The 19,299-nt window shown below is 70.1% G+C and carries 20 protein-coding genes, 1 other RNA gene and 1 pseudogene; 12 read left to right on the forward strand and 10 right to left on the reverse strand.

The features are described from left to right. The first annotated feature begins 4 nt into the window (after window positions 1-4). The gene (locus JAV76_RS04560; RefSeq protein WP_307843990.1) at window positions 5-1,147 is read left to right on the forward strand and encodes an AI-2E family transporter; all 1,143 of its coding nucleotides are present in this window, start codon (window positions 5-7) and stop codon (window positions 1,145-1,147) included. On the opposite strand, the gene JAV76_RS04565 is transcribed toward JAV76_RS04560, so the two are convergent. Together JAV76_RS04565 and glnA are read right to left on the reverse strand one after the other, a co-directional pair. Continuing rightward, entirely contained in the window at window positions 1,129-4,236 is a 3,108-nt protein-coding gene (locus JAV76_RS04565) for a bifunctional [glutamine synthetase] adenylyltransferase/[glutamine synthetase]-adenylyl-L-tyrosine phosphorylase (protein WP_198732849.1), read from the reverse strand. The genes JAV76_RS04560 and JAV76_RS04565 overlap by 19 nt on opposite strands. Next, window positions 4,236-5,570 (reverse strand): type I glutamate--ammonia ligase, encoded by a 1,335-nt coding sequence (glnA, locus tag JAV76_RS04570; RefSeq protein ID WP_198732850.1) that lies wholly within the window; start codon window positions 5,568-5,570, stop codon window positions 4,236-4,238. Before glnA ends, JAV76_RS04565 begins: the two co-directional genes overlap by 1 nt. Window positions 5,571-5,650: 80 nt before the next feature. Here glnA and JAV76_RS04575 point away from each other — a divergent pair, with 80 nt between their 5' ends. Further along, complete coding sequence (locus JAV76_RS04575; RefSeq protein ID WP_198732851.1) at window positions 5,651-7,312, forward strand: NAD+ synthase; 1,662 nt, start codon at window positions 5,651-5,653, stop codon at window positions 7,310-7,312. Window positions 7,313-7,395: 83 nt separating this feature from the next. Beyond that, window positions 7,396-8,250: a 3-methyl-2-oxobutanoate hydroxymethyltransferase gene (gene panB / locus JAV76_RS04580; protein ID WP_198732852.1), complete on the forward strand. Its 855-nt coding sequence runs from the start codon at window positions 7,396-7,398 to the stop codon at window positions 8,248-8,250. A gap of 17 nt (window positions 8,251-8,267) precedes the next feature. Here panB and JAV76_RS04585 read toward each other — a convergent pair whose 3' ends face one another. After that, window positions 8,268-8,441, reverse strand: coding sequence for an SPOR domain-containing protein (locus JAV76_RS04585; protein ID WP_198732853.1), 174 nt, complete (start codon window positions 8,439-8,441; stop codon window positions 8,268-8,270). A 101-nt stretch (window positions 8,442-8,542) separates the two neighbouring features. On the opposite strand from JAV76_RS04585, the gene map reads away from it, so the two are divergent. Further along, window positions 8,543-9,415: a type I methionyl aminopeptidase gene (map, locus tag JAV76_RS04590; RefSeq protein WP_198732854.1), complete on the forward strand. Its 873-nt coding sequence runs from the start codon at window positions 8,543-8,545 to the stop codon at window positions 9,413-9,415. Continuing rightward, entirely contained in the window at window positions 9,412-10,200 is a 789-nt protein-coding gene (gene ppgK, locus JAV76_RS04595) for a polyphosphate--glucose phosphotransferase (RefSeq protein ID WP_198732855.1), read from the forward strand. The genes map and ppgK overlap by 4 nt, the downstream gene beginning before the upstream one ends. Window positions 10,201-10,298: 98 nt before the next feature. Here the strand turns inward: ppgK and JAV76_RS04600 are convergent, their stop codons facing one another. Together JAV76_RS04600 and JAV76_RS04605 are read right to left on the reverse strand one after the other, a co-directional pair. After that, window positions 10,299-10,655 carry an STAS domain-containing protein gene (locus JAV76_RS04600; protein WP_198732856.1) on the reverse strand — a complete coding sequence of 119 codons (357 nt, stop codon included), beginning with the start codon at window positions 10,653-10,655 and terminating at the stop codon, window positions 10,299-10,301. 165 nt (window positions 10,656-10,820) lie between these two features. Continuing rightward, on the reverse strand, window positions 10,821-11,171 hold the full coding sequence (locus JAV76_RS04605) for a DUF8129 domain-containing protein (RefSeq protein ID WP_198732857.1): 351 nt from the start codon (window positions 11,169-11,171) through the stop codon (window positions 10,821-10,823). A gap of 106 nt (window positions 11,172-11,277) precedes the next feature. On the opposite strand from JAV76_RS04605, the gene JAV76_RS04610 reads away from it, so the two are divergent. Beyond that, on the forward strand, window positions 11,278-12,021 hold the full coding sequence (locus tag JAV76_RS04610) for a potassium channel family protein (RefSeq protein ID WP_198732858.1): 744 nt from the start codon (window positions 11,278-11,280) through the stop codon (window positions 12,019-12,021). A gap of 1,006 nt (window positions 12,022-13,027) precedes the next feature. Here the strand turns inward: JAV76_RS04610 and JAV76_RS04615 are convergent. Then, window positions 13,028-13,213, reverse strand: coding sequence for a hypothetical protein (locus JAV76_RS04615; RefSeq protein ID WP_198732859.1), 186 nt, complete (start codon window positions 13,211-13,213; stop codon window positions 13,028-13,030). A gap of 420 nt (window positions 13,214-13,633) precedes the next feature. Between JAV76_RS04615 and JAV76_RS04620 the strand changes: the two genes are divergently transcribed. Then, window positions 13,634-14,074: a DUF4145 domain-containing protein gene (locus tag JAV76_RS04620; RefSeq protein WP_198732860.1), complete on the forward strand. Its 441-nt coding sequence runs from the start codon at window positions 13,634-13,636 to the stop codon at window positions 14,072-14,074. 121 nt (window positions 14,075-14,195) lie between these two features. Then, window positions 14,196-15,206 (forward strand): annotated as a pseudogene (locus JAV76_RS04625) (IS481 family transposase). Here JAV76_RS04625 and JAV76_RS04630 read toward each other — a convergent pair. After that, on the reverse strand, window positions 15,203-15,634 hold the full coding sequence (locus JAV76_RS04630; RefSeq protein ID WP_198732861.1) for a hypothetical protein: 432 nt from the start codon (window positions 15,632-15,634) through the stop codon (window positions 15,203-15,205). The pseudogene JAV76_RS04625 and the gene JAV76_RS04630 overlap by 4 nt on opposite strands. A 187-nt stretch (window positions 15,635-15,821) precedes the next feature. Between JAV76_RS04630 and JAV76_RS04635 the strand changes: the two genes are divergently transcribed. Then, window positions 15,822-16,043 carry a hypothetical protein gene (locus JAV76_RS04635; RefSeq protein ID WP_198732862.1) on the forward strand — a complete coding sequence of 74 codons (222 nt, stop codon included), beginning with the start codon at window positions 15,822-15,824 and terminating at the stop codon, window positions 16,041-16,043. Window positions 16,044-16,547: 504 nt separating this feature from the next. On the opposite strand, the gene JAV76_RS15380 is transcribed toward JAV76_RS04635, so the two are convergent. Beyond that, complete coding sequence (locus JAV76_RS15380; protein ID WP_198732863.1) at window positions 16,548-16,736, reverse strand: hypothetical protein; 189 nt, start codon at window positions 16,734-16,736, stop codon at window positions 16,548-16,550. A 515-nt stretch (window positions 16,737-17,251) separates the two neighbouring features. On the opposite strand from JAV76_RS15380, the gene JAV76_RS04645 reads away from it, so the two are divergent. The 3 genes from JAV76_RS04645 (at window position 17,252) to JAV76_RS04655 (ending at window position 18,429) form a co-directional block, all read left to right on the forward strand. Beyond that, window positions 17,252-17,422: a hypothetical protein gene (locus tag JAV76_RS04645; RefSeq protein ID WP_198732864.1), complete on the forward strand. Its 171-nt coding sequence runs from the start codon at window positions 17,252-17,254 to the stop codon at window positions 17,420-17,422. After that, on the forward strand, window positions 17,415-17,867 hold the full coding sequence (locus JAV76_RS04650) for a hypothetical protein (protein ID WP_198732865.1): 453 nt from the start codon (window positions 17,415-17,417) through the stop codon (window positions 17,865-17,867). The genes JAV76_RS04645 and JAV76_RS04650 overlap by 8 nt, the downstream gene beginning before the upstream one ends. Before the next feature lie 121 nt (window positions 17,868-17,988). Continuing rightward, window positions 17,989-18,429, forward strand: coding sequence for a hypothetical protein (locus JAV76_RS04655; protein ID WP_198732866.1), 441 nt, complete (start codon window positions 17,989-17,991; stop codon window positions 18,427-18,429). Window positions 18,430-18,482: 53 nt separating this feature from the next. On the opposite strand, the gene rnpB is transcribed toward JAV76_RS04655, so the two are convergent. Further along, an RNA gene (gene rnpB / locus JAV76_RS04660) (RNase P RNA component class A) lies at window positions 18,483-18,862 on the reverse strand. Window positions 18,863-18,879: 17 nt separating this feature from the next. Continuing rightward, window positions 18,880-19,263 carry a tautomerase family protein gene (locus JAV76_RS04665; RefSeq protein WP_198732867.1) on the reverse strand — a complete coding sequence of 128 codons (384 nt, stop codon included), beginning with the start codon at window positions 19,261-19,263 and terminating at the stop codon, window positions 18,880-18,882. Window positions 19,264-19,299 lie beyond the last annotated feature (36 nt).

Here is a 19,299-nt window from a genome sequence, read left to right on the forward strand (position 1 = left end):
ACCAGTGGCCCTGAACGACACCCGTCCCGTCGGCGCGGATCGACCGCCCCGATGGTTCGGACGCGCCCTCGTCATGACCGTCCTCGCCGTCTTCGTCGCGATCTTCGTCTGGCGTGCCCTCGGCTCGCTGTCCGGCCTCGTCGTCAACCTCGTCATCGCGCTCTTCTTCGCGCTCGCCATGGAGCCGATGATCCTGTGGCTCGTCCGGCACGGTTGGAAGCGCGGGGCAGCGACCGGGGTCGTCATGTTCGGGATCCTCGCGGCGACCGCGGCCGTGCTCGCCCTCTTCGGCGGGATGTTCGTCGAGCAGGCGGGGCAGCTCGCGAAGACCCTGCCCGACACCTACGCGTCCGTGTCCGTCTGGTTGGAGGACCGCCTGGCGGTGGAAGTCCCGCCCATGGCACAGCTCCAGACCCAGCTCGTCGACGACTGGGGCGACGAGGTGGCCACCCGGGCCCTCGCGATCGGGTCGTCCGTCATCGGCGGCATCTTCGCGTTCAGCGTCATCCTCCTCGTGGCCTACTACCTCGCCGCAGCCGGTCCCCGGTTCCGGGCGTCGATCTGCGCCTGGTTGAGCCCCAAGAACCAGACCGAGGTCCTGCGCCTGTGGGAGGTCACCCAGCTGAAGATCTCCGACTACATCAACTCGCGGATCGTCCTCGCCGTGGTCGCGAGCGTCTTCACCGGTGTCTTCCTCACGATCATCGACATCCCCTACGCGCTCCCCCTGGCCCTCTTCACCGGAGTGGTCTCGCAGTTCGTCCCCACCATCGGGACGTACATCGGCGGGGCCCTGCCGATCATCTTCGCGGTGACGACCGACGGCCCCCAGAAGGCCGTCATGGTGCTCGTCTTCATCGTCCTCTACCAGCAGGTCGAGAACTTCTGGTTCGCCCCGAAGGTGTCCGCCCGGGCGCTGCAGATGAACCCGGCCGTCGCGTTCGTGTCGGTCCTGGCCTTCGGTGCCGTCTTCGGGGCGCTCGGGGCGTTCCTCGCCCTGCCGGTCGCCGCGACCATCCAGGCCGTCGCCTCGACCTACCTGCAGCGGCACGAGCTGGTGGACTCCCACATGTTCCGGGACCCCGAGCAACGGCCCGCAGAGAGCGAGCAGGCCGGGACCGAGGAACCTCAGACCTCCTCGCCGTAGAAGACCCTCTCCATGACCGTCCTGGCGCGTCGCGCCGCACGGAGGTAGTCCTCCTCGAGATCGCTGCCGCTCGCCGGCGGGTAGTGCAACGTCCGAGCGATGCCGGCGAGCGCGACCCTGTCGGCGGGCAGGACGTCCGCCGTGGCTCCACCTGCCCTGCCGGACCAGAGGACCACGGAGTCGCGGAGGTTCGACGCGAGCTGCCACGCGATCTCGAGTGTCTCGGCGTCGGAGGCGTCGAGGAGCCCGGCGTCACGGGCGGCGCGGAGCCCGGCCAGGGTGCCGGTGGTGCGCAGCCCCGGGACGGCGGCGGCGTGCTCGAGCTGGAGGAGCTGGACGGTCCACTCGACGTCGGTCACGGCACCTCGTCCGAGCTTGAGGTGGCGGGTCGGGTCGGCGCCTCGAGGCAGCCTCTCGGCCTCGACCCGCGCCTTGATGCGTCGGATCTCGCGGACCGTGGCCGGGTCGAGGCCACCCTGCGGGTAGCGCAACGGGTCGACGAGCGCCGTGAAGCGTCGACCGAGGTCCGGGTCCCCGGCGACGGGGCGTGCCCGGAGGAGCGCCTGGCTCTCCCAGGGCGAGGACCACCGGCCGTAGTACTCGGCGTACGAGTCGAAGGACCGGACCAGCGGGCCGTTGCGGCCCTCGGGCCGGAGGTCGGCGTCGACCTCGAGCGACGGCTCCTCCCCCGTCGCCCCGAGCAGCTGACGGACGCGCTGGGCGACGGCCAGCGCGTACGTCTGCGCGACGGACGGGTCGGCACCGTCGGTGGCGTCGTGCACGAAGAGCACGTCGGCGTCGGACCCGTAGCCGAGCTCGCGCCCACCGAGTCGTCCCATCGCGATGATGCTCATCGCAGCCGGGGGGCGGGCGAGGTCATGGCCCTGCTCGTCGCACACGACGTGCTGGGCGACGCGCAGACCCCCGACGAGGACCGTGTCGGCGGCGTCGGAGATCCCGGGCGCCGCGTCCTCGGGCTCGCAGACGCCGAGCAGCTCCGCACAGGCGATGCGGGCCAGCTCTCGGCGGCGCAGGGCCCGGAGCAGGGTGACGGCCTGGCGCGGGTCGTCGGCCCGCGTGAGGATCGCGTCGGCCTCGACGAGGAGGCGCGCGACCGGTCGCGGGGCGAGGTCCGCGTCGTCCGCGAGCCACGTGACGGACTCCGGCGACCGACCGAGGGCGTCGGCGACGTAGCTCGACGAGGAGAGGAGGTACGCGAGCCGGAACGCAGCCGAGCCGGAGTCGCGCAGGAGCTTGAGGTACCAGGGCGTGGTGCCGAGCTCGTCGGACAGCCGCCGGAACGCGAGGAGGCCACCGTCGGGGTCCGAGCCCTCCGCGAACCAGCCCAGCATGACGGGCAGGAGCTGGCGCTGGATGGCGGCCCGGCGGCTCACGCCGTCCGTGAGGGCGGCGATGTGCCGGACCGCACCGGTGGGGTCGCGGTACCCGATGGCGGCGAGGCGCGCCCGCGCCGCGTCGGGCGCGAGGCTGGCCTCCTCGGCGGAGAGCTGGGCGGTCGCGGGCAGGAGCGGCCTGTAGAAGAGCTCCTCGTGGAGCGAGCGGACGTCCCGACGGACGGTGCGCCAGCGTGCGAGCAGGCCCTCGGCACCCTCGGCGCGCATCCCCACGGACCGTGCGAGGCGTCGCAGGTCGTCCTCGGACGTGGGCATGAGGTGGGTGCGGCGCAGGTTGACGAGCTGGATACGGTGCTCGATCGACCTCAGGAAGCGGTAGCAGACGGCGAGCTGGGCGGCGTGCTCGCGCCCGACGTACCCGGCGGCGGCGAGGGCGGCGAGCGCCGTGAGCGTGTTCGAGCTCCTGATGGCGGGGTCGGAGCGTCCGTGCACCAGCTGGAGGAGCTGGACGGTGAACTCGACGTCCCGGAGACCTCCCTTGCCGAGCTTGAGCTGGCGGTCGGCCTCGGCGGCCGGGACGTTGTCCTCGACGCGGCGGCGCATCGCCTGGGAGTCCTGGACGAAGTTGTCGCGCTCCACCGCGGTCCACACGAGCGGGGTCACGGCGTCGACGTACGCGGCCCCGAGCTCGCGGTCGCCGGCGACGTGCCGCGCCTTGAGGAGAGCCTGGAACTCCCAGGTCTTGGCCCAGCGGTCGTAGTAGGACACGTGGCTGGACAGGGTGCGCACGAGCGGCCCGTTCTTGCCCTCCGGTCGCAGCGCCGCGTCGACGGGCCACAGCGCGGGTTCGCCGCTGGGCCCGGCGCACACCCGGGCCAGGCTCGAGGCGAGCCTCGTCCCGACGGTGATCGCGTAGTCCTCGTCGTACCCGTCGCGGGGCTCGACGACGTAGATGACGTCGACGTCGCTCACGTAGTTGAGCTCTCGGCCACCGCACTTGCCCATGCCGAGGACTGCGAGCCGCACACCCTCGCCGTGGTCGTCGACGTCGGCCCTGGCGACGGCGAGCGCGGCCTCCAGGGCGCCGGCCGCCAGGTCGGCGATCGCTGCGGCGACGGCGGGCAGGAGGGAGAGGGGCTCACGTGAGGTGAGGTCGCTGGCGGCGATGCGCAGCAGCCTGCGCCGGTAGGCGCGTCGCACGGCGTCGACGGTCGCCGGTGCGGCGTCGCGGGCGACGGGCACGTCGGCGTCGGGATCGGCGCCGACGGCGTGGAGCATCTCACCACGGACGGCGCGGACGTCGACCCCCACGCCGGAGGTGACGTCGTCGACGACGTCGAGGAGCTCGGGGTGGCGGACGAGCTCGTCGCCGAGCGCCGTGGAGGCGCCGAGGACCGAGACGAGGCGGCTGCGGACCTGGACCGCGTCGCTCTGGCTGGCGGCGTCGCGCATCGTGAGGAGGGTCGCGAGGCGTGTACGACGTTCCTCGGCGCCTGGGTCGCCGGCCCCGGCCTCGGCGCAGGCCGCCTCGCAGAGGCGGACGAGCGCGAGGAGCGCGAGGTCGGGGTCGGCCGACTCGGCGAGCGCGTCGAGGACGGGGTGGTCGGGCGCGACGGCACCGACGACGGCCGTGAAGTCCTTGTCCGTGCACAGGTGGATCGCGCGGGCGACGTCCCTGAACCCGAGCCGGGTCAACCGACCTCCGAGCGTGGCCGTCCTCGACGTGCTCACCATCACAGGACCTGGAGGAGCCGCTTCAGCTCGAAGGGCGTGACCTGCGCGCTGTACCCCGCCCACTCCTGGCGCTTGTTGCGGAGGACGAAGTCGAAGACGTGCTCGCCGAGCGTCTCTGCGACGAGCTCGGACCGCTCCATGAGCTCGATGGCGTCGTCGAGGGACTGGGGCAGGGGCTTGATGCCGAGCGCCCGGCGCTCGGCATCGGTGAGCTCCCACACGTCGTCCTCGGTGGCGTCGGGGAGCTCGTAGCCCTCGGTGATGCCCTTGAGCCCGGCGGCGAGCATGAGGGCGAAGGCGAGGTACGGGTTCGCCGCGGTGTCGAGCGCCCGGTACTCGACCCGGCTGGAGTTGCCCTTGCCGGGCTTGTACATGGGCACCCGCACCAGGGCCGAGCGGTTGTTGTGGCCCCAGCAGATGTAGCTGGGCGCCTCGGCGCCGCCCCACAGCCGCTTGTAGGAGTTCACGTACTGGTTGGTGACCGCGGTGATCTCCGCGGAGTGGTGCAGGAGCCCGGCGATGAACTGGCGGGCCGTCTTCGACAGCTCGTACTGGGCCCCGGGCTCGTGGAAGGCGTTGCGGTCGCCCTCGAAGAGCGAGAGGTGGGTGTGCATGCCGGAGCCGGGCTGGTCGGCGAGGGGCTTGGGCATGAACGACGCGAAGACGCCCTGCTCGAGCGCGACCTCCTTGACGACCGTGCGGAACGTCATGAGGTTGTCGGCGGTGGTCAGCGCGTCCGCGTAGCGCAGGTCGATCTCGTTCTGGCCCGGCCCGGCCTCGTGGTGGGAGAACTCCACGGAGATGCCCATGGACTCGAGCATCGTGATCGCCGCGCGCCGGAAGTCGTGCCCCTGCGTCCGTGCCACGTGGTCGAAGTAGCCTCCGTGGTCGATCGGCACGAGGGGCCCGCCGGCCGTCGGCGGCTCGAAGAGGTAGAACTCGACCTCGGGGTGCGTGTAGAACGTGAAGCCCTGGTCGCTGGCCCGCGTGAGGGTCCGCTTGAGGACGTTGCGCGAGTCGGAGAGCGAGGGTTCGCCGTCGGGCGTGAGGATGTCGCAGAACATCCTCGCGGTCCCCTGGTGGTCGCCGCGCCACGGCAGGACCTGGAACGTCGTCGGGTCGGGGCGAGCGACCATGTCCGCCTCGTAGACGCGCGTGAGGCCCTCGATGGCGCTGCCGTCGAACCCGATGCCCTCGGCGAAGGCCGACTCGAGCTCCGCGGGGGCGATGGCCACGGACTTGAGCATGCCGAGCACGTCGGTGAACCAGAGACGGATGAAGCGGATGTCGCGCTCCTCGACCGTGCGGAGCACGAACTCTTGCTGCCTGTCCATGCGTACATCCTGCCTGATGTGCGTCCTCCTGTGGTGCTCGCGGCCCGAAAAAGGTCGGACGACGCAATAGGGTGAGTCGCATGGCGGAGATCAGGATCGCGCTCGCGCAGATCGACACGTGCGTGGGCGACATCGACAACAATGCCCGGACCATCCTCGAGCGGGCGCAGCAGGCCGCCGGTGCGGGGGCCGACGTGGTCGTGCTCCCCGAGATGACGGTGACCGGGTACCCCATCGAGGACCTCGCTCTGCGGGCCTCCTTCCAGCGGGGCGCGCACGCAGCGCTGGAGCAGGTCGCCGCCGACCTGGCGTCCCGAGGGTTGGGATCGCTCACCGTCGTGGTGGGGACGGTGGGCGCCACGCGCCCGAGCAGCGACCACCCCGAGCCCCGCCCGACGAACCGTGCCGTCGTCCTCCAGCACGGTGCGGTCGTGGCGTCCTACGACAAGCACCACCTGCCCAACTACGGGGTGTTCGACGAGTTCCGGATCTTCGCCCCGGGCCACGAGACGTGCGTGGTCGAGGTCCGGGGTCGGCGGCTCGGGCTCGTCGTGTGCGAGGACATCTGGCAGGACGGCGGCCCCGTCGCGCAGATGGCCGCCGAGGGCGTCGACGCCCTCCTCGTCCTCAACGGCTCGCCGTTCGAGGAGGGCAAGGGGCACGTCCGGACCGAGCTCGCCGCCCGCCGTGCCCGCGAGGTCGGGGCACCCCTGGTCTACGTGAACATGGTGGGCGGTCAGGACGACCTCGTCTTCGACGGCGGCTCCTTCGTGGTCGGCGCCGACGGGACGGTCCTCACGAGCGCCCCGCGCTTCGTCGAGCACCTCCTGCTGTGGGACCTCGCCGAGGACGCCGACGCGCCGCACCGCGGCGAGGTCGCCCCCGAGCTGGACCAGGACGAGGAGATCTACCGGGCGCTCGTCACCGGCCTCACGGGGTACGTGCGCAAGAACGGCTTCCGCAGCGTCGTCCTCGGGCTGTCCGGCGGCATCGACTCGGCTCTCGTCGCGGCGGTGGCCGCCGACGCGGTGGGTGGCGAGAACGTCGTCGGCGTGTCGATGCCGTCGGTGTACTCCTCCGAGCACTCCAAGGACGACGCCAAGGACCTCGCGGAACGCATCGGTGCCACCTACCGGGTGCAGCCGATCGCGCCGATGGTCGACGCCTTCCAGGGCGAGCTCGCCCTCGACGGTGTCGCCGCGGAGAACCTCCAGGCCCGGGTGCGCGGCATGATCCTCATGGCGCTGTCCAACGCCGAGGGGCACCTCGTGCTCGCCACCGGCAACAAGTCCGAGCTCGCCGTCGGGTACTCGACCATCTACGGCGACGCCGTCGGGGGGTACGCCCCCCTGAAGGACGTCGACAAGTCCCGCGTGTGGGCGCTGTCCCGGTGGCGGAACAACCTCGCGCTCGACCGAGGCGAGATCCCACCGATCCCGGAGAGCTCCATCACGAAGCCGCCCTCGGCGGAGCTGCGCCCCGGCCAGGTGGACCAGGACTCCCTGCCGCCGTACGACCTCCTCGACGAGGTCCTCGACGCGTACATCGAGCACGCCGAGGGCCGGGTCGAGCTGCTCGCGCGCGGCTTCGACGCCGACGTCGTCGACAGGGTCCTCGCGCTCGTGGACCAGGCCGAGTGGAAGCGGCGGCAGTACCCGCTGGGCCCCAAGGTCACGGCTCTCGCCTTCGGGCGGGACCGCCGCCTCCCCATCACCTCACGCTGGCGCGAGCCCCTGTCCTGACCGGAAGGCTCACGCCCCCTGCACCACAGACCACGACCCCGCGGCCGCACCCACAGGCCGCCCGACGGACACCAGAGGGAACCATGCACCTCCACTCCTCGACCGGACCCGACACCCCCGCCCCGGCAGCGCCGGTGCGCAAGCGGATCCGCGTCCATCACCTCGCCGAGGACAAGGCCGCCGGGCGCCGGACGACCATGCTCACCGCGTACGACGCGCTCACGGCGCGCATCTTCGACCAGGCGGGCATCGACATGCTGCTCGTCGGCGACTCCCTCGGGAACGTCGTCCTCGGCCACGAGACGACCATCCCCGTGACCCTCGACGAGCTCGTCGTCGCCACGCGGTCCGTCGCGCGGGCCACGACGCGCGCCCTGGTCCTCGCCGACCTGCCCTTCGGATCGTACGAGGCCTCCCCGCAGCAGGCCCACGCGAGCGCGGTGCGGCTGCTCAAGGAGGGCGGTGCGCACGCCGTGAAGCTCGAGGGAGGCGCCCGGGTCGCCGAGCACGTCGCGCTGCTCACCGGCTCCGGCATCCCCGTGTTCGGTCACCTGGGCTTCACCCCCCAGTCCGAGAACATGCTCGGGGGCAAGCGCGTCCAGGGCCGCAGCGACGAGGCGGCCGAGCGCATCTGCGAGGACGCCGTCGCCCTGCAGGAGGCGGGCGTCGTGGCCGTCGTCCTCGAGATGATCCCGGCACCCGTCGCCGCCCGGGTCACGGAGATCCTCCGTGTCCCCACCATCGGCATCGGGGCCGGCTCGGAGGTCGACGGCCAGGTCCTCGTGTGGACGGACATGGCCGGCATGGGCGACTGGTCGCCGCGCTTCGCGAAGCAGTTCGGGCAGGTGGGCGCCGCGCTCACCCGGGCCACCCAGGACTACGTCGCCGAGGTGCAGGCGGGAACCTTCCCCGCGCGCGAGCACCAGTTCGACGAGTAGGAGCGCGGCCGCCCCGCTCACCTGTCCTGCTCGTCCTCCTCGTCCCAGGTCTCGGTCCTCTGCTCAGCGATGTCCAGCGCCTTCGACGCGGCCTCCCGGGTGGGGTACGGACCCATCCGGTTCCGCCAGGAGGACGGCTTGCCCTCCTCGACCTCCTTGGTGCTGGTGTTGAAGTAGAACTCCGGTGACATGGTCGCCTCCTCCTGGGCCGCGTCCGGGCCCGTCGCGCGTTCCGCGTCGTCCACCCGTGCCGGGCGGACGACGCGGACGATCAGTCCGTAGACTGCCAGGTATGCCGACCGTCCACGCGCCGAGAGCGCCGCTCACCCCCGGGACCGTGAGCCCGGTCCTGTCCGTCCCGTCCTCGATCCCCCGCCCCGAGTACGTGGGTCGTCCCGGCCCGGCGCCGTTCACGGGGAGCGACGTGGTCGCTCCGGACACGATCGAGCGGATCCGGGTGGCGTCGCGCATCGCCGCGCAGGCCCTCGCGGAGGTCGGCAGGCACGTCGCGCCGGGCGTGACCACTGACGCGCTCGACCGGATCGGGCACGAGTTCCTCCTCGACCACCAGGCGTACCCCTCGACCCTGGGGTACCGCGGCTTCCCCAAGTCGTTGTGCACCTCGGTCAACGAGGTCGTCTGTCACGGGATCCCGGACTCGACCGTCCTCGCCGACGGCGACATCGTGAACGTCGACATCACGGCGTACGTCGACGGTGTCCATGGCGACAACAACGCGACGTTCGAGGTGGGCGAGGTCGACGAGGACTCGCACCTCCTCGTGGAGAGGACCCGGGAGGCGCTCGCCCGCGCGATCAAGGCGGTCAAGCCGGGGCGCGAGGTCAACGTCATCGGGCGGGTCATCGAGAAGTACGCCGACCGTTTCGGGTACGGCACCGTCCGTGACTACACGGGGCACGGTGTCGGCGAGGCCTTCCACACCGGCCTGGTCATCCCCCACTTCGACGCGGCGCCCCACCACGACACCGTGATCGAGACCGGGATGGTCTTCACCATCGAGCCGATGCTCACGCTCGGCACCTACGACTGGACCATGTGGGACGACGGCTGGACCGTGGTCACCGCGGACGGCCGGCGGACAGCACAGTTCGAGCACACCCTCGTCGTCACCGACACCGGAGCGGAGATCCTCACACTGCCATGAGCACCTCACCCACCCTTCCCGGGGACCACGGACCCGCAGGGTCCCTCGCGTTCGGCATCGACGTCGGGGGGTCGGGCATCAAGGGCGCCCCGGTCGACCTCGGTTCCGGAGAGTTCGCAGCGGACCGGGTCCGCATCCCGACCCCGCGCGAGTCGACGCCCGAGGCCGTCGACGGCGTGCTGCGCGAGCTGCGCGGCTCGTTCGAGCTCTCCGACGACACCCCCATCGGTATCGCGTTCCCGGCACCCATCCACCACGGGGTCATCCCGAGCATCGCGAACCTCCACGCCTCGTGGGCCGGGGTCGACCTCGAGGACCTCGCCTCGCAGGCGCTCGGCACCCGCGTCGTCGCCGTGAACGACGCGGACGCCGCCGGTTTCGGGGAGGCCGCCTACGGGGCCGCCCGCGGCGCCGAGGGGGTCGTCCTCGTCGTGACGCTCGGCACGGGCATCGGCAGTGCGATCATCGTCGACGGGAACCTCCTGCCGAACACGGAGCTGGGGCACCTGGAGATCGACGGCTTCGACGCCGAATCGCGTGCGGCGGAGTCGGCGCGCTCGCGCGAGGACCTCTCCTGGGGCGAGTGGGCCGAGCGTCTCCAGCGCTACTTCTCGGTCGTGGAGTACCTCTTCTCCCCCGACCTCATCGTCGTCGGGGGCGGCGTGAGCAAGCACCACGAGGAGTTCCTCCCCCTGCTCGACCTCCGGGCGCCGATCATCCCGGCCACCCTGCGCAACCGGGCGGGGATCGTCGGGGCGGCGGCGTTGGCTGCGCGGCTGCACTGAACCACCCTGTCGGCGAGACCGCCGCCGACGAGGACGGCGAAGCCCGCCACCGGACGTCCGGTGGCGGGCTTCGTCGAACAGGTGCCGCGTCGCGTCTCTCAGCTGAGGACCAGGCCTCCACGGCTGTTCGCCGGCGCGCTCTCGAAGAAGTCGTCGACACCCAGCATCCCGAGGACGTCGCTCACGGCGGCGGGCGGGTTGCGCAGGTGGACGTCGAGACCCTCCTCGTGGCCGATCGTGTAGAACTGCACGAGGAACGCGATACCCATGGAGTCCATGAACAGGACGTCGGAGGTGTCGATGACCACCGGGAGGTCCCGGTCCAGGGCCATGGCGAGCGCCATGCTCGCCTCGGTCCGGAGCGCTCCGTCGATCTCGCCCCACATGGAGACGACGCTCTGCGTGGCCTCGCCGACCAACCGGATTCCGCCGCTGCGTTCCTTGACGTCCTTCATGACACACCACTTTTCACGGGTCGCGGTCATCTGGCGGGCCGGTTCCTCGGCCGGGCGGCCTCGTCGATGTGATGTCCAGGCTAGATGGCCGATAATCCTCTTGGCAAGACCTTTGCCTGAGCAAAACCTGATTGCCCCTTCAACTGTCGCCCCGCGGACCCGGGTTCAGCGACGCGGCTGGGCCGGGTTGGTCGGCACCCCCTGCGACGGCGGGTTCTGGACGGGGCCCTGCGTGTCCGGGCTGACCGGCCCCGAGCCCTGCGGGTCCGGAGCGAGCTCGGGTGCCACGGCCGAGGCGTCCCCGGAGGACAGCTCGGCGCCGGACTCCACCTCGTCGAGGCGGGTGCGCAGCACCTGGGTGATGGGCAGACGGTCACCATGAGCCTCCTCGTAGGCGAGGAGAGCGCCGATCTCGCTCGCGTCGAGGGACCGGATGCGGTGGGCGAGGCTCCCCGTGGGCAGGTGATCGTAGTCCGGGACGGGCAGTGCGTCGCGGTCGGGCGTCTGGTCGGTCATCGTGTCCTCCACTGCGTGCTCGGTCCGTGCGTACTGATCCCTCGACCCTAAGGAGGTCCGGGGCGTGGTGCACGGCGAGCGCCGCACGTCTGGCAGCATGGCGGTCATGGACCGGGTCGAAGAGTGGGAGCGACGGTCGGAGCGGGCGCTCACCGCTGCGGCGTTCGTCTTCCTCGTCGCGTACGCGGTGCCGATCGTCTGGCCGCGCACCGGTGGGACGGTGGCCGTGGTGTGCGGTGCGCTCGTCGCGGTCACGTGGGCCGCGTTCTGCGTGGACTACGTGGCGCGCCCGGCGTTGAGCCGGGACCGGCGGTCGTTCGCCCGCACGCACCTGTTCGACCTCGCCGTGATCCTGCTGCCCATGCTCCGCCCGCTGCGGCTGCTGCAGCTGATCACGCTCCTCAACGTCCTCAACCGCACGGGGGTGTACGGGTTGCGGGGACGGGTCGTCACCTACGCCACGGGCGGGACGGTGCTGCTCATCCTCTGCGGGGCGCTCGCCATCACCGATGCGGAGCGCGGTCACCCGGACGCCGTGATCGGCGGCTTCGGCGACGGGCTGTGGTGGGCCATGGCGACGCTGACCACCGTCGGGTACGGGGACACCTACCCGGTGACCGTCACGGGACGGATCGTCGCCTCGCTGCTCATGATCGCGGGGATCGCGCTCCTCGGTGTGGTCACCGCCACCCTCGCGTCGTGGCTCGTGGACCGTGTCTCCGACGTGTCCGAGGCGGAGCAGGCCGCGACCCGGAGCCAGGTCGACGCCCTCGCGACGGAGATCCGGGAGCTCCGTGCGGAGCTCGCCGTACGGAGCCCGGACGAGCGTGCCGGTCCCCCGCTGGGCTGAGGCCGGCGGTCGTGCGCGGATGAGCTGGCCGGTACGCCGGGTTTCGTCCGACGCGCTCTTGACCTATGTCTTTACGCCGCAGGGGCTGGGTGGGAGCCGGGAGAATGATTCCGTCGACTGCGTCGCGCATCCGCTCGGTGCGCCAGCTTCGCAGCCTTCAGGAGAAGCAATCCGCAGAGGCAACTCGCGCGCAGAAGGCGGAGGCCGACAGGCAGGTGCGCGAGAGGAGACATGTACGCCAAGCTCGCCGTCTCCGTCGACCCCGCAGCGAAGTCGAGGAGCACGTCGGACATGACCGCTATCATCGTGACCGCCCTCGACAGGGAGGGCATCACGTGGATGCTCGACAACCGCACACTCAAGGGCACCCCATCGAATGGGGCACCGCAGTGTGGGCGGCCTCCTCGACTGAAACGCGGATGAGGTCATTATCGAGGACAACCAGGGCGGCGAGATGGTCCTCGAACTCCTCCGCTCCGCGTGGCGGCACATGCACCGCCAGCGTCCGCCCACGCGCCTTCCCCCGCGCGTCCGGTCCGTCACGGCGTCGCAATCTAAGCGGACCCGCGCGGAGTCCACCGTAGCCTTCTACGAGATCGGCGGCGTCCGCCACGTATCCGACGGCACGACCCGCCTCGATGCGCTCGAGACGCAGCAACTCACGTGGACGGGCTCGGGTGACTCCCCCGAGCGGACCGACGCCGCGGTGCGCGGCCTCACCGCATTCCTGCTAACCGAGCACTTCGAGGGGTCCGTCGCCGCGAAGCCGGCCGGGCAGGCATGCGCGGGCGCTGACCTACTCGGGAAGCGCGCCCTGACCTGCTTAGCCCGCTCAGGCGTCAGGTGGCATGGCGCCCGCTGGACGACCTGGAAGCCATTGGTGCGCAGCCACGCCCGGATGGTCTTCGAGCTCTTGTTGAGCTCCTTCGGGGTCGCTGTCGGATCCACGTCCGGAGTCTAGGCGTGCCCGATGGAGCGGCGCCGGGCGGGCACGCGCGGCCGCTGACTAGTTCTTGTTCGCGTCCCGGACCATCTTCGTGACCGCCGAGCGGTCCGGCGTCACTCCGCGCTTCTTGAGCTCCTTCATCGTGTCCGACACCTGCTGCGACTCAGACTTCGTGCGATCCAGCTCGACCGGCGCGAACATCCTCTTCGCGGCGGCGTCGTTCCACTTGATCTCAACCTTGCCCACGGTGACTCCTCCTTGTCGAAACGGCCCGATATGACCATGGCTCACGGTAGTGCGGGCCACTGACACCCCGCGCAGACCATGAGCGAACCGTCCGACACCCCCGCGGTCACGCAGGTCGACTCCCGCTGACCGGCCGACTCCCTGCCGGAGTCAGCGCACTCCGCGACCAAGACGCGTGAGCGCGCGCGGCGAGGAGAAGAGGACCCGGCAGGGCGCAGATCCGGCTAGTATCCGCTCATGGCATCAAGAGTGTGCTGGTCATGCGGGTCCTTCTCTCACCACACCACTGCTGCAGACCCTCGCGCGGCGGCCGAGCCAACGTTCTGGTGGGGGGCGTACCGATGCGATCACTGCGGCGTTTGGTCGGTCGCGCGCTGGGAGAACAGCAAAGGCACGGCCAGCGGGAACGTAAAAACGTACATGGACGCCGCCACCAACCTTGAATGGCATCCTTCTAAGGTCGAAGGAAAGCAGTTCCCTGACGTACCGGAGCACATCGCATCCGCGGCTGACGAGGCATACCGATGCTTCTCCATCTCCGCGCTTCGAGCGGCAATCCTCCTCGGCCGATCGGTTGTAGAGGCGACAGCCAAAGACAAGGGCATAGTCAAGGGGACGCTGGCAACGAAGATCAACGGCCTAGAAGCTGCTGGGCACATCCGGCCTCTCATTGCTGAGACCGCGCACGAGATCCGGTTTCTCGGCAACGATATGGCCCATGGTGACTTTATCGAGCCCGTTAGCGACGGTCAAGCTGCGGACGTTCTCGCCTTCATGGACGAGGTGCTGAACGAAGTCTATCAAGGTCCGGCGCGAGTAAACGCGCGTCGGGCAGCCCGAATCGCGCCGACAGCCGACTAACTGTTGTGGGTCATGACGTTGGTGACGCACCGGAGGGGGTGGGGGCATAGGCGAGGGGTAGGTCCCGGTCGTGCAGGATGAAAGTACCTCTACAACCGCCTGCTCGAAGGACCTACCCCTCATGACCCACGCTAATGCCCCGCCGACCCCTGCCGGAAGACTGCGATTGATGCGGCGCTGCGAGCATCGTCCGATTGCCCACGTAGCGGCCGAGGCCGGCGTCGCGCGTGCGACCGTGACGAAGTGGTTGCGCCGCTATAAGCGCCTTGGCGAGGCCGGACGGGTAGACCGGTCCAGCGCCCCGTTCTCGAGCCCGACCCAGACCTCGCCTGGGGTGGTGGAACGGATCGAGGACCTGCGCCGCACCCACAAGTGGACGGCCCGCCAGGTCCATCTCGAGCTGGTCCGTGAGGGCCACCAAATTGCTCCGGTGGCGGCGGCTCGGTGGTTGCGTAGGTTGGAGATCGCCCAGCGGCGGGACACCGACCCCACCAGAGTGAGCAACCGGGTCGTCCGCCGGATCGTGGCCCGGCATCCTAGTCAGATGGTTCATCTGGATGTGAAGAAGGTCGGGTGGATCCCTGACGGCGGTGGCTGGCGGGTTTACGGACGAGGTTCACCGCAGGCCAGGGCCGTCAACCGGGCCAAGGCCAAGGCCGCTAGGGCCGGATACGTCCACCTGCACTCCGCGGTCGACGGCTTCTCCCGCCTGGCCTACACCGAAGCGCTCCCCAACGAGACCGCCGCCACCACCACCACCATCGAATTCTGGGCCCGCGCACGGGCGTTCTTCGCCGCCCACGGCATCGCCCGCATCACCCGGGTCATGACTGACAACGGGTCGAACTACCGGGCCAAGGACTTCCACCAGGCGGCCTTGGCGACCGCGGCCAAGCACCAACGCATCCAGCCCCACCCCCAAGCACAACGGGAAAGTCGAACGCTACAACCACACCCTGGCCGAGGAACTTCTCTACGCCCGCGGATGGCCTCAGAAGCCCACCGCACCGCGGCAATCGACGTCTGGAGCATCCACTACAACTACCATCGACCACACACTGCAGCCAGGAACCAACCCCCAGCCTCACGCCTCCGAGAAGGTGTCACCAACGTCATGACACAGAACAGCTAGTTCGTCCAAGCGGGCAGGTTCTTGTACCCACGCCGCGCTTGGATTACCGCCCCAACGATGAGCATCACGATTCCGATGACCGTGTAGGCGATTGCGAGCCAGAAAACGACTGACACGGACTCATTGGAGGTGTTCATCACCGCGAAAGCCGAGCCCCAAGCTGCTAGGGCGGCGAGAAGTGCCACGACACCGGCACCCGTGTAGGGGGTGCGCCACCACACATTGCTGAGCTGGTGCGAAGTGAACTTGATGAACTGCTTCAGCTGTTTCTCTTCGTTGGTCGAAAGGCCGCCCGCAATAACTAGCGCTCGTGCTTCACGGATCGCTTCGACTCGGGCGAGACTTCGATCGCCGTGGAAGAGCGCCGAGAGGACTGCCACTAGCGCTACGGCGACGGTTCCGATACTGATCCACTCTGCTGCTCCCATGACGTTAGTTGTACACCCACACTGACATACCCGAGGTCGGTCCTCACGAATCCCCCCTCACGGACGATGGACTCAGGAGGCCCGCCCATGACGCCCCCCTGATCCCGCACTCATCCGCGACGAGGTCACCAGCCCTGACGATGCAACGCTCGAGGAGTGGTTCGACGAGCTCGGGCACTGGCTGCCCGTGGCGATCCGCATCCTCTTGCGCCGGTACGCCGACGCGTCCGCCGGCGGGCCAGAGGTCTCGAACTTCGGGCTCGACGGCGTTCTCACGGTCGGCTTCTCGAAGGCGACTCTTGCGAGCCTCGCCGCGCAGATCGCCCGCCCCGAGGACCTCCTCAACCCGACCTCCACGTCCGGCCGGCTCCAGATCGCACCGATCCTGCGCCCGGACGGCTACTGGTGACCCAGCCCGACAGCATCGAAGCGCTCACCGCCCAGCTGCGGACTGAAGTGGCGGCCGTGTGGGCGTGGATCGTGCGCGAGCTGGACGAGCTCCTGCGTGAGTGGTGGGGCCTCGCCCCGGCGGTGCGCGTGAACCGCCTCACCGAGCTCGAGGCGGCCGTGTGCGCGCTCGGGGACCAGGGACACGCTCGCCGCCACGCAAGTCCTGACGGCCACGCAGGCGGCCTACGAGATCGGTGCGTTCACCGTCGCCACGACCCTCGGCACGCCCACGGCCTTCGCTGCCATCGACACCAACGTGATCGCGGCACTCGCTAAGGACACGATGGCCGACATCCTCCTCGCGACCCGCGGCATGGACGAGTCTGCGAAGGCGTTCACCCGCACAATGGCCCCGGACTGGGTGTGCGCGAAGATCTACTCCGGCCTCACCGCGGGCAGGCCGGGGTGCGCCTGGCCGCCGAACTCCCGCCGAACTCCTACCGAACGGAATCACGGCCGTCACCTACGCGAACGGGCGCAAGATCGGCCTGTCGACGTACACGGACATGGTCGTGCGCACGAAGACGGTCATGGCGTACCAGGAGGGAGCGTTCAACCAGGCCGAGGCGCTCGGCGTGGAGTGGATGGAGATCTTCGACGGCGCCGCCTGCGAGTGGACGTCGCAAGACGACCTCCAAAAGGACAACGGCATGATCGTCACGCTCGCGAGTACCCGATCAGCTATCCAAACTGCCGACGCTCGTCGTCGCCCCGGATCGACATCTCGTCGGCGGCGGACGCGAAGGTCGCTCGAGCGACCACGACCGAGGCGCAGCACGCCGACCAGGAAGCCGCGGGCAGGCTCGTGCGGCCGCCTACGCCCGCCCACCCGACGCGTCTCCCTCGACTCCCAGGTGGCTCTACCCGCAGGCGCACGAACATCGACCTCCAGGCCTGGGTCGTCGGGTCCAAGGCCGCCGCTCGGAACGCGACCCTCACGCAGAAGCGAGTGCCACCGCCCGAGTGACCATCGCGGCATGACGACCCACGCACCGCGACCACGCCGTTCACGCTCACCACCACGTCTCCCGCCACCGCCGCGGTCACCTTCGGCGGCGTGAACGTGTCGGACGACGTCGTCGCGGTCGAGTTCACGCAGGCAGCCGGCGACCAGGCGGCGCTCGTCCTGCATCTCAAGCCCAAGGTCACCATCACGGGGACGCGATCGTGACCGTCGTCCGCGATCCCACCGACGACGAGTTTCGCGCCCGGCCCGGGGACTGGCAGGCCACCCTCGACCCCGTCGCGCTCGACGCCGAGGTCCGCCCACTCCTGACGAGCATGCGCGGCTCCTACGCCGCGCGCATCGAGGTCCTCGCGGAGAACGTCCGTGGTTGACCTCGGCCCCGTCCTCAACCTCGGCGGCACCCTCGCCGCATCCGCCGTCCGCACGTTCGGGACTGAGGTCACCCCGGCCGTCGAGATCTTCGGGGAGACCGACCCAGTCACGCTCGAGCGGCCCGTCGCCGTCCAGGCGCTCGGGAAGCAGCAGGGCATCATCATCAAGACCGGCGGCGCGACGGGCGAGCTCATCCCCGGCGTCCAAGTCCAGGTCACTGACTGGCGCGTAGTCCTCCTGCCGAACGTCCCCGACGTCGCGACCGTCTCGACGAACCTGCCCCAGGCGCGCCGTCTCGAGTTCGGGTTCTTCGGCGAAGATTCCCTCGGCCGCAACTACCGCCAGCCCCCGTACCCGCACTGGCGCCCAGCCATCGCCGGCGTCGCCGACGTGTTTGCGACCGAGCTCGACCGCGCCACGCGAGCCTCCCGGAGGACATCGTGAGCCTGTACCGAACCGAGCCCATCCGCGACGCCGCCGTCGTCGCCGCCGCGTAACCACCCCCTCGTCGTCGCCGCACCCCTTCGCTCGTGTGCGGGGACGACCCTCATGGAAGGACGCCGTCATGGCACTGCCGCAGAAGAACACCCGCATCATCCGCGTCCCGATCGTCCTCGACTCCGAGGTCGATCTGGAATGCCTCCAGGCGCAGCGCGCCGTCGACGTGCGCGCCGCAGAGCTGCTCAGCACTGCGGCCGACCGGATCCACATCGCCCGCGCCGCCGCGCCCTCTGAAACTGAGATCGACGCCGCGAACCGCATCGTCGACTGGGACAAGGCCGTCATCGCCGAACTCAAGGCCACCGCCGAGGAGAAGAAGGCCGCGCTCGAGGACGTGACCGCATGGTCCGCGGTCCGCGCCCTCGGCCGCAAGACGTGGGCCGACCTCGTCCGCCGCCACCCCGCGACGCTCGAGGACCAAAAGCAGTGGGAGGCCGACGGCGGGAAGGGCAAGGCGCCGTACAACGAGATCGAGCTCGCCAAGGACCTCTTCCACCTCGCGTGAATCTCACCCCTGGAGACTCCCGAATGTTTCCACAGTTCAGAGAGCATAAAAGGCGGATGAGCTGGCCGGTACGCCGGGTTCTGTTCCCGCGCCCGGTTGCCCCGGCGCGGGCGACGACCATCCATCTACGACGTACGTCGCCGTACGCCTCCAGCGGCCTACCCGGATGCTCGGGCGAGCAGCCCTCGGACGCATCCTGTCTGACCTTGCTCCAGGTGGGGTTTACCTAGCCACGCCAGTCACCTGGCGTGCTGGTGGTCTCTTACACCACCGTTTCACCCTTACCGGGTGCGCGAACGCCCCGGCGGTCTGTTCTCTGTGGCACTGTCCCGCGGGTCACCCCGGGTGGGCGTTACCCACCACCTCGCTCTGTGGAGCCCGGACGTTCCTCGGCGGGAGGCGGACCTCCCGACGCGGTCGTCTGGCCAACTCATCCGCACCGCAAGGGTACTAGAGGGTGACCGGGTACGTGAGCGTCAGCTCGTCCCCGCTCACACCGCGGATCCCCCACCGGTCCTGCGGACTCTCGAGGACGACGATCTCGAGGTCGTCGACGGGGAGCCCGAACGCCGGGCAGACCCGCGCGTACGTCTCGCGGACGAGCGCCCGGACGGCCTGGGTGCTCCGGCCGGCGAACGCGACGACCTCGACCACGAGGTACGCGTGCCCGCGGGGAGCCACGAGATCGTCGTCGTCGAGCCAGACGAAGCGCTGGAACCGCTTGTCCTCCGGGAGCTGCCACGCGGCCATCAGCGCGCCGTGGAGGACGTCGGAGAGGTCCTCCCGTCGTCCTGCCCACACCGAGCGTCGACCGTAGACCTTGAGCTGTGCCATGCCAGCCGACGGTACACGCACCGCGGCCGCCTAGAA

This window comes from Sanguibacter suaedae, assembly GCF_016342785.1.
Classification (GTDB): domain Bacteria; phylum Actinomycetota; class Actinomycetes; order Actinomycetales; family Cellulomonadaceae; genus Sanguibacter; species Sanguibacter suaedae.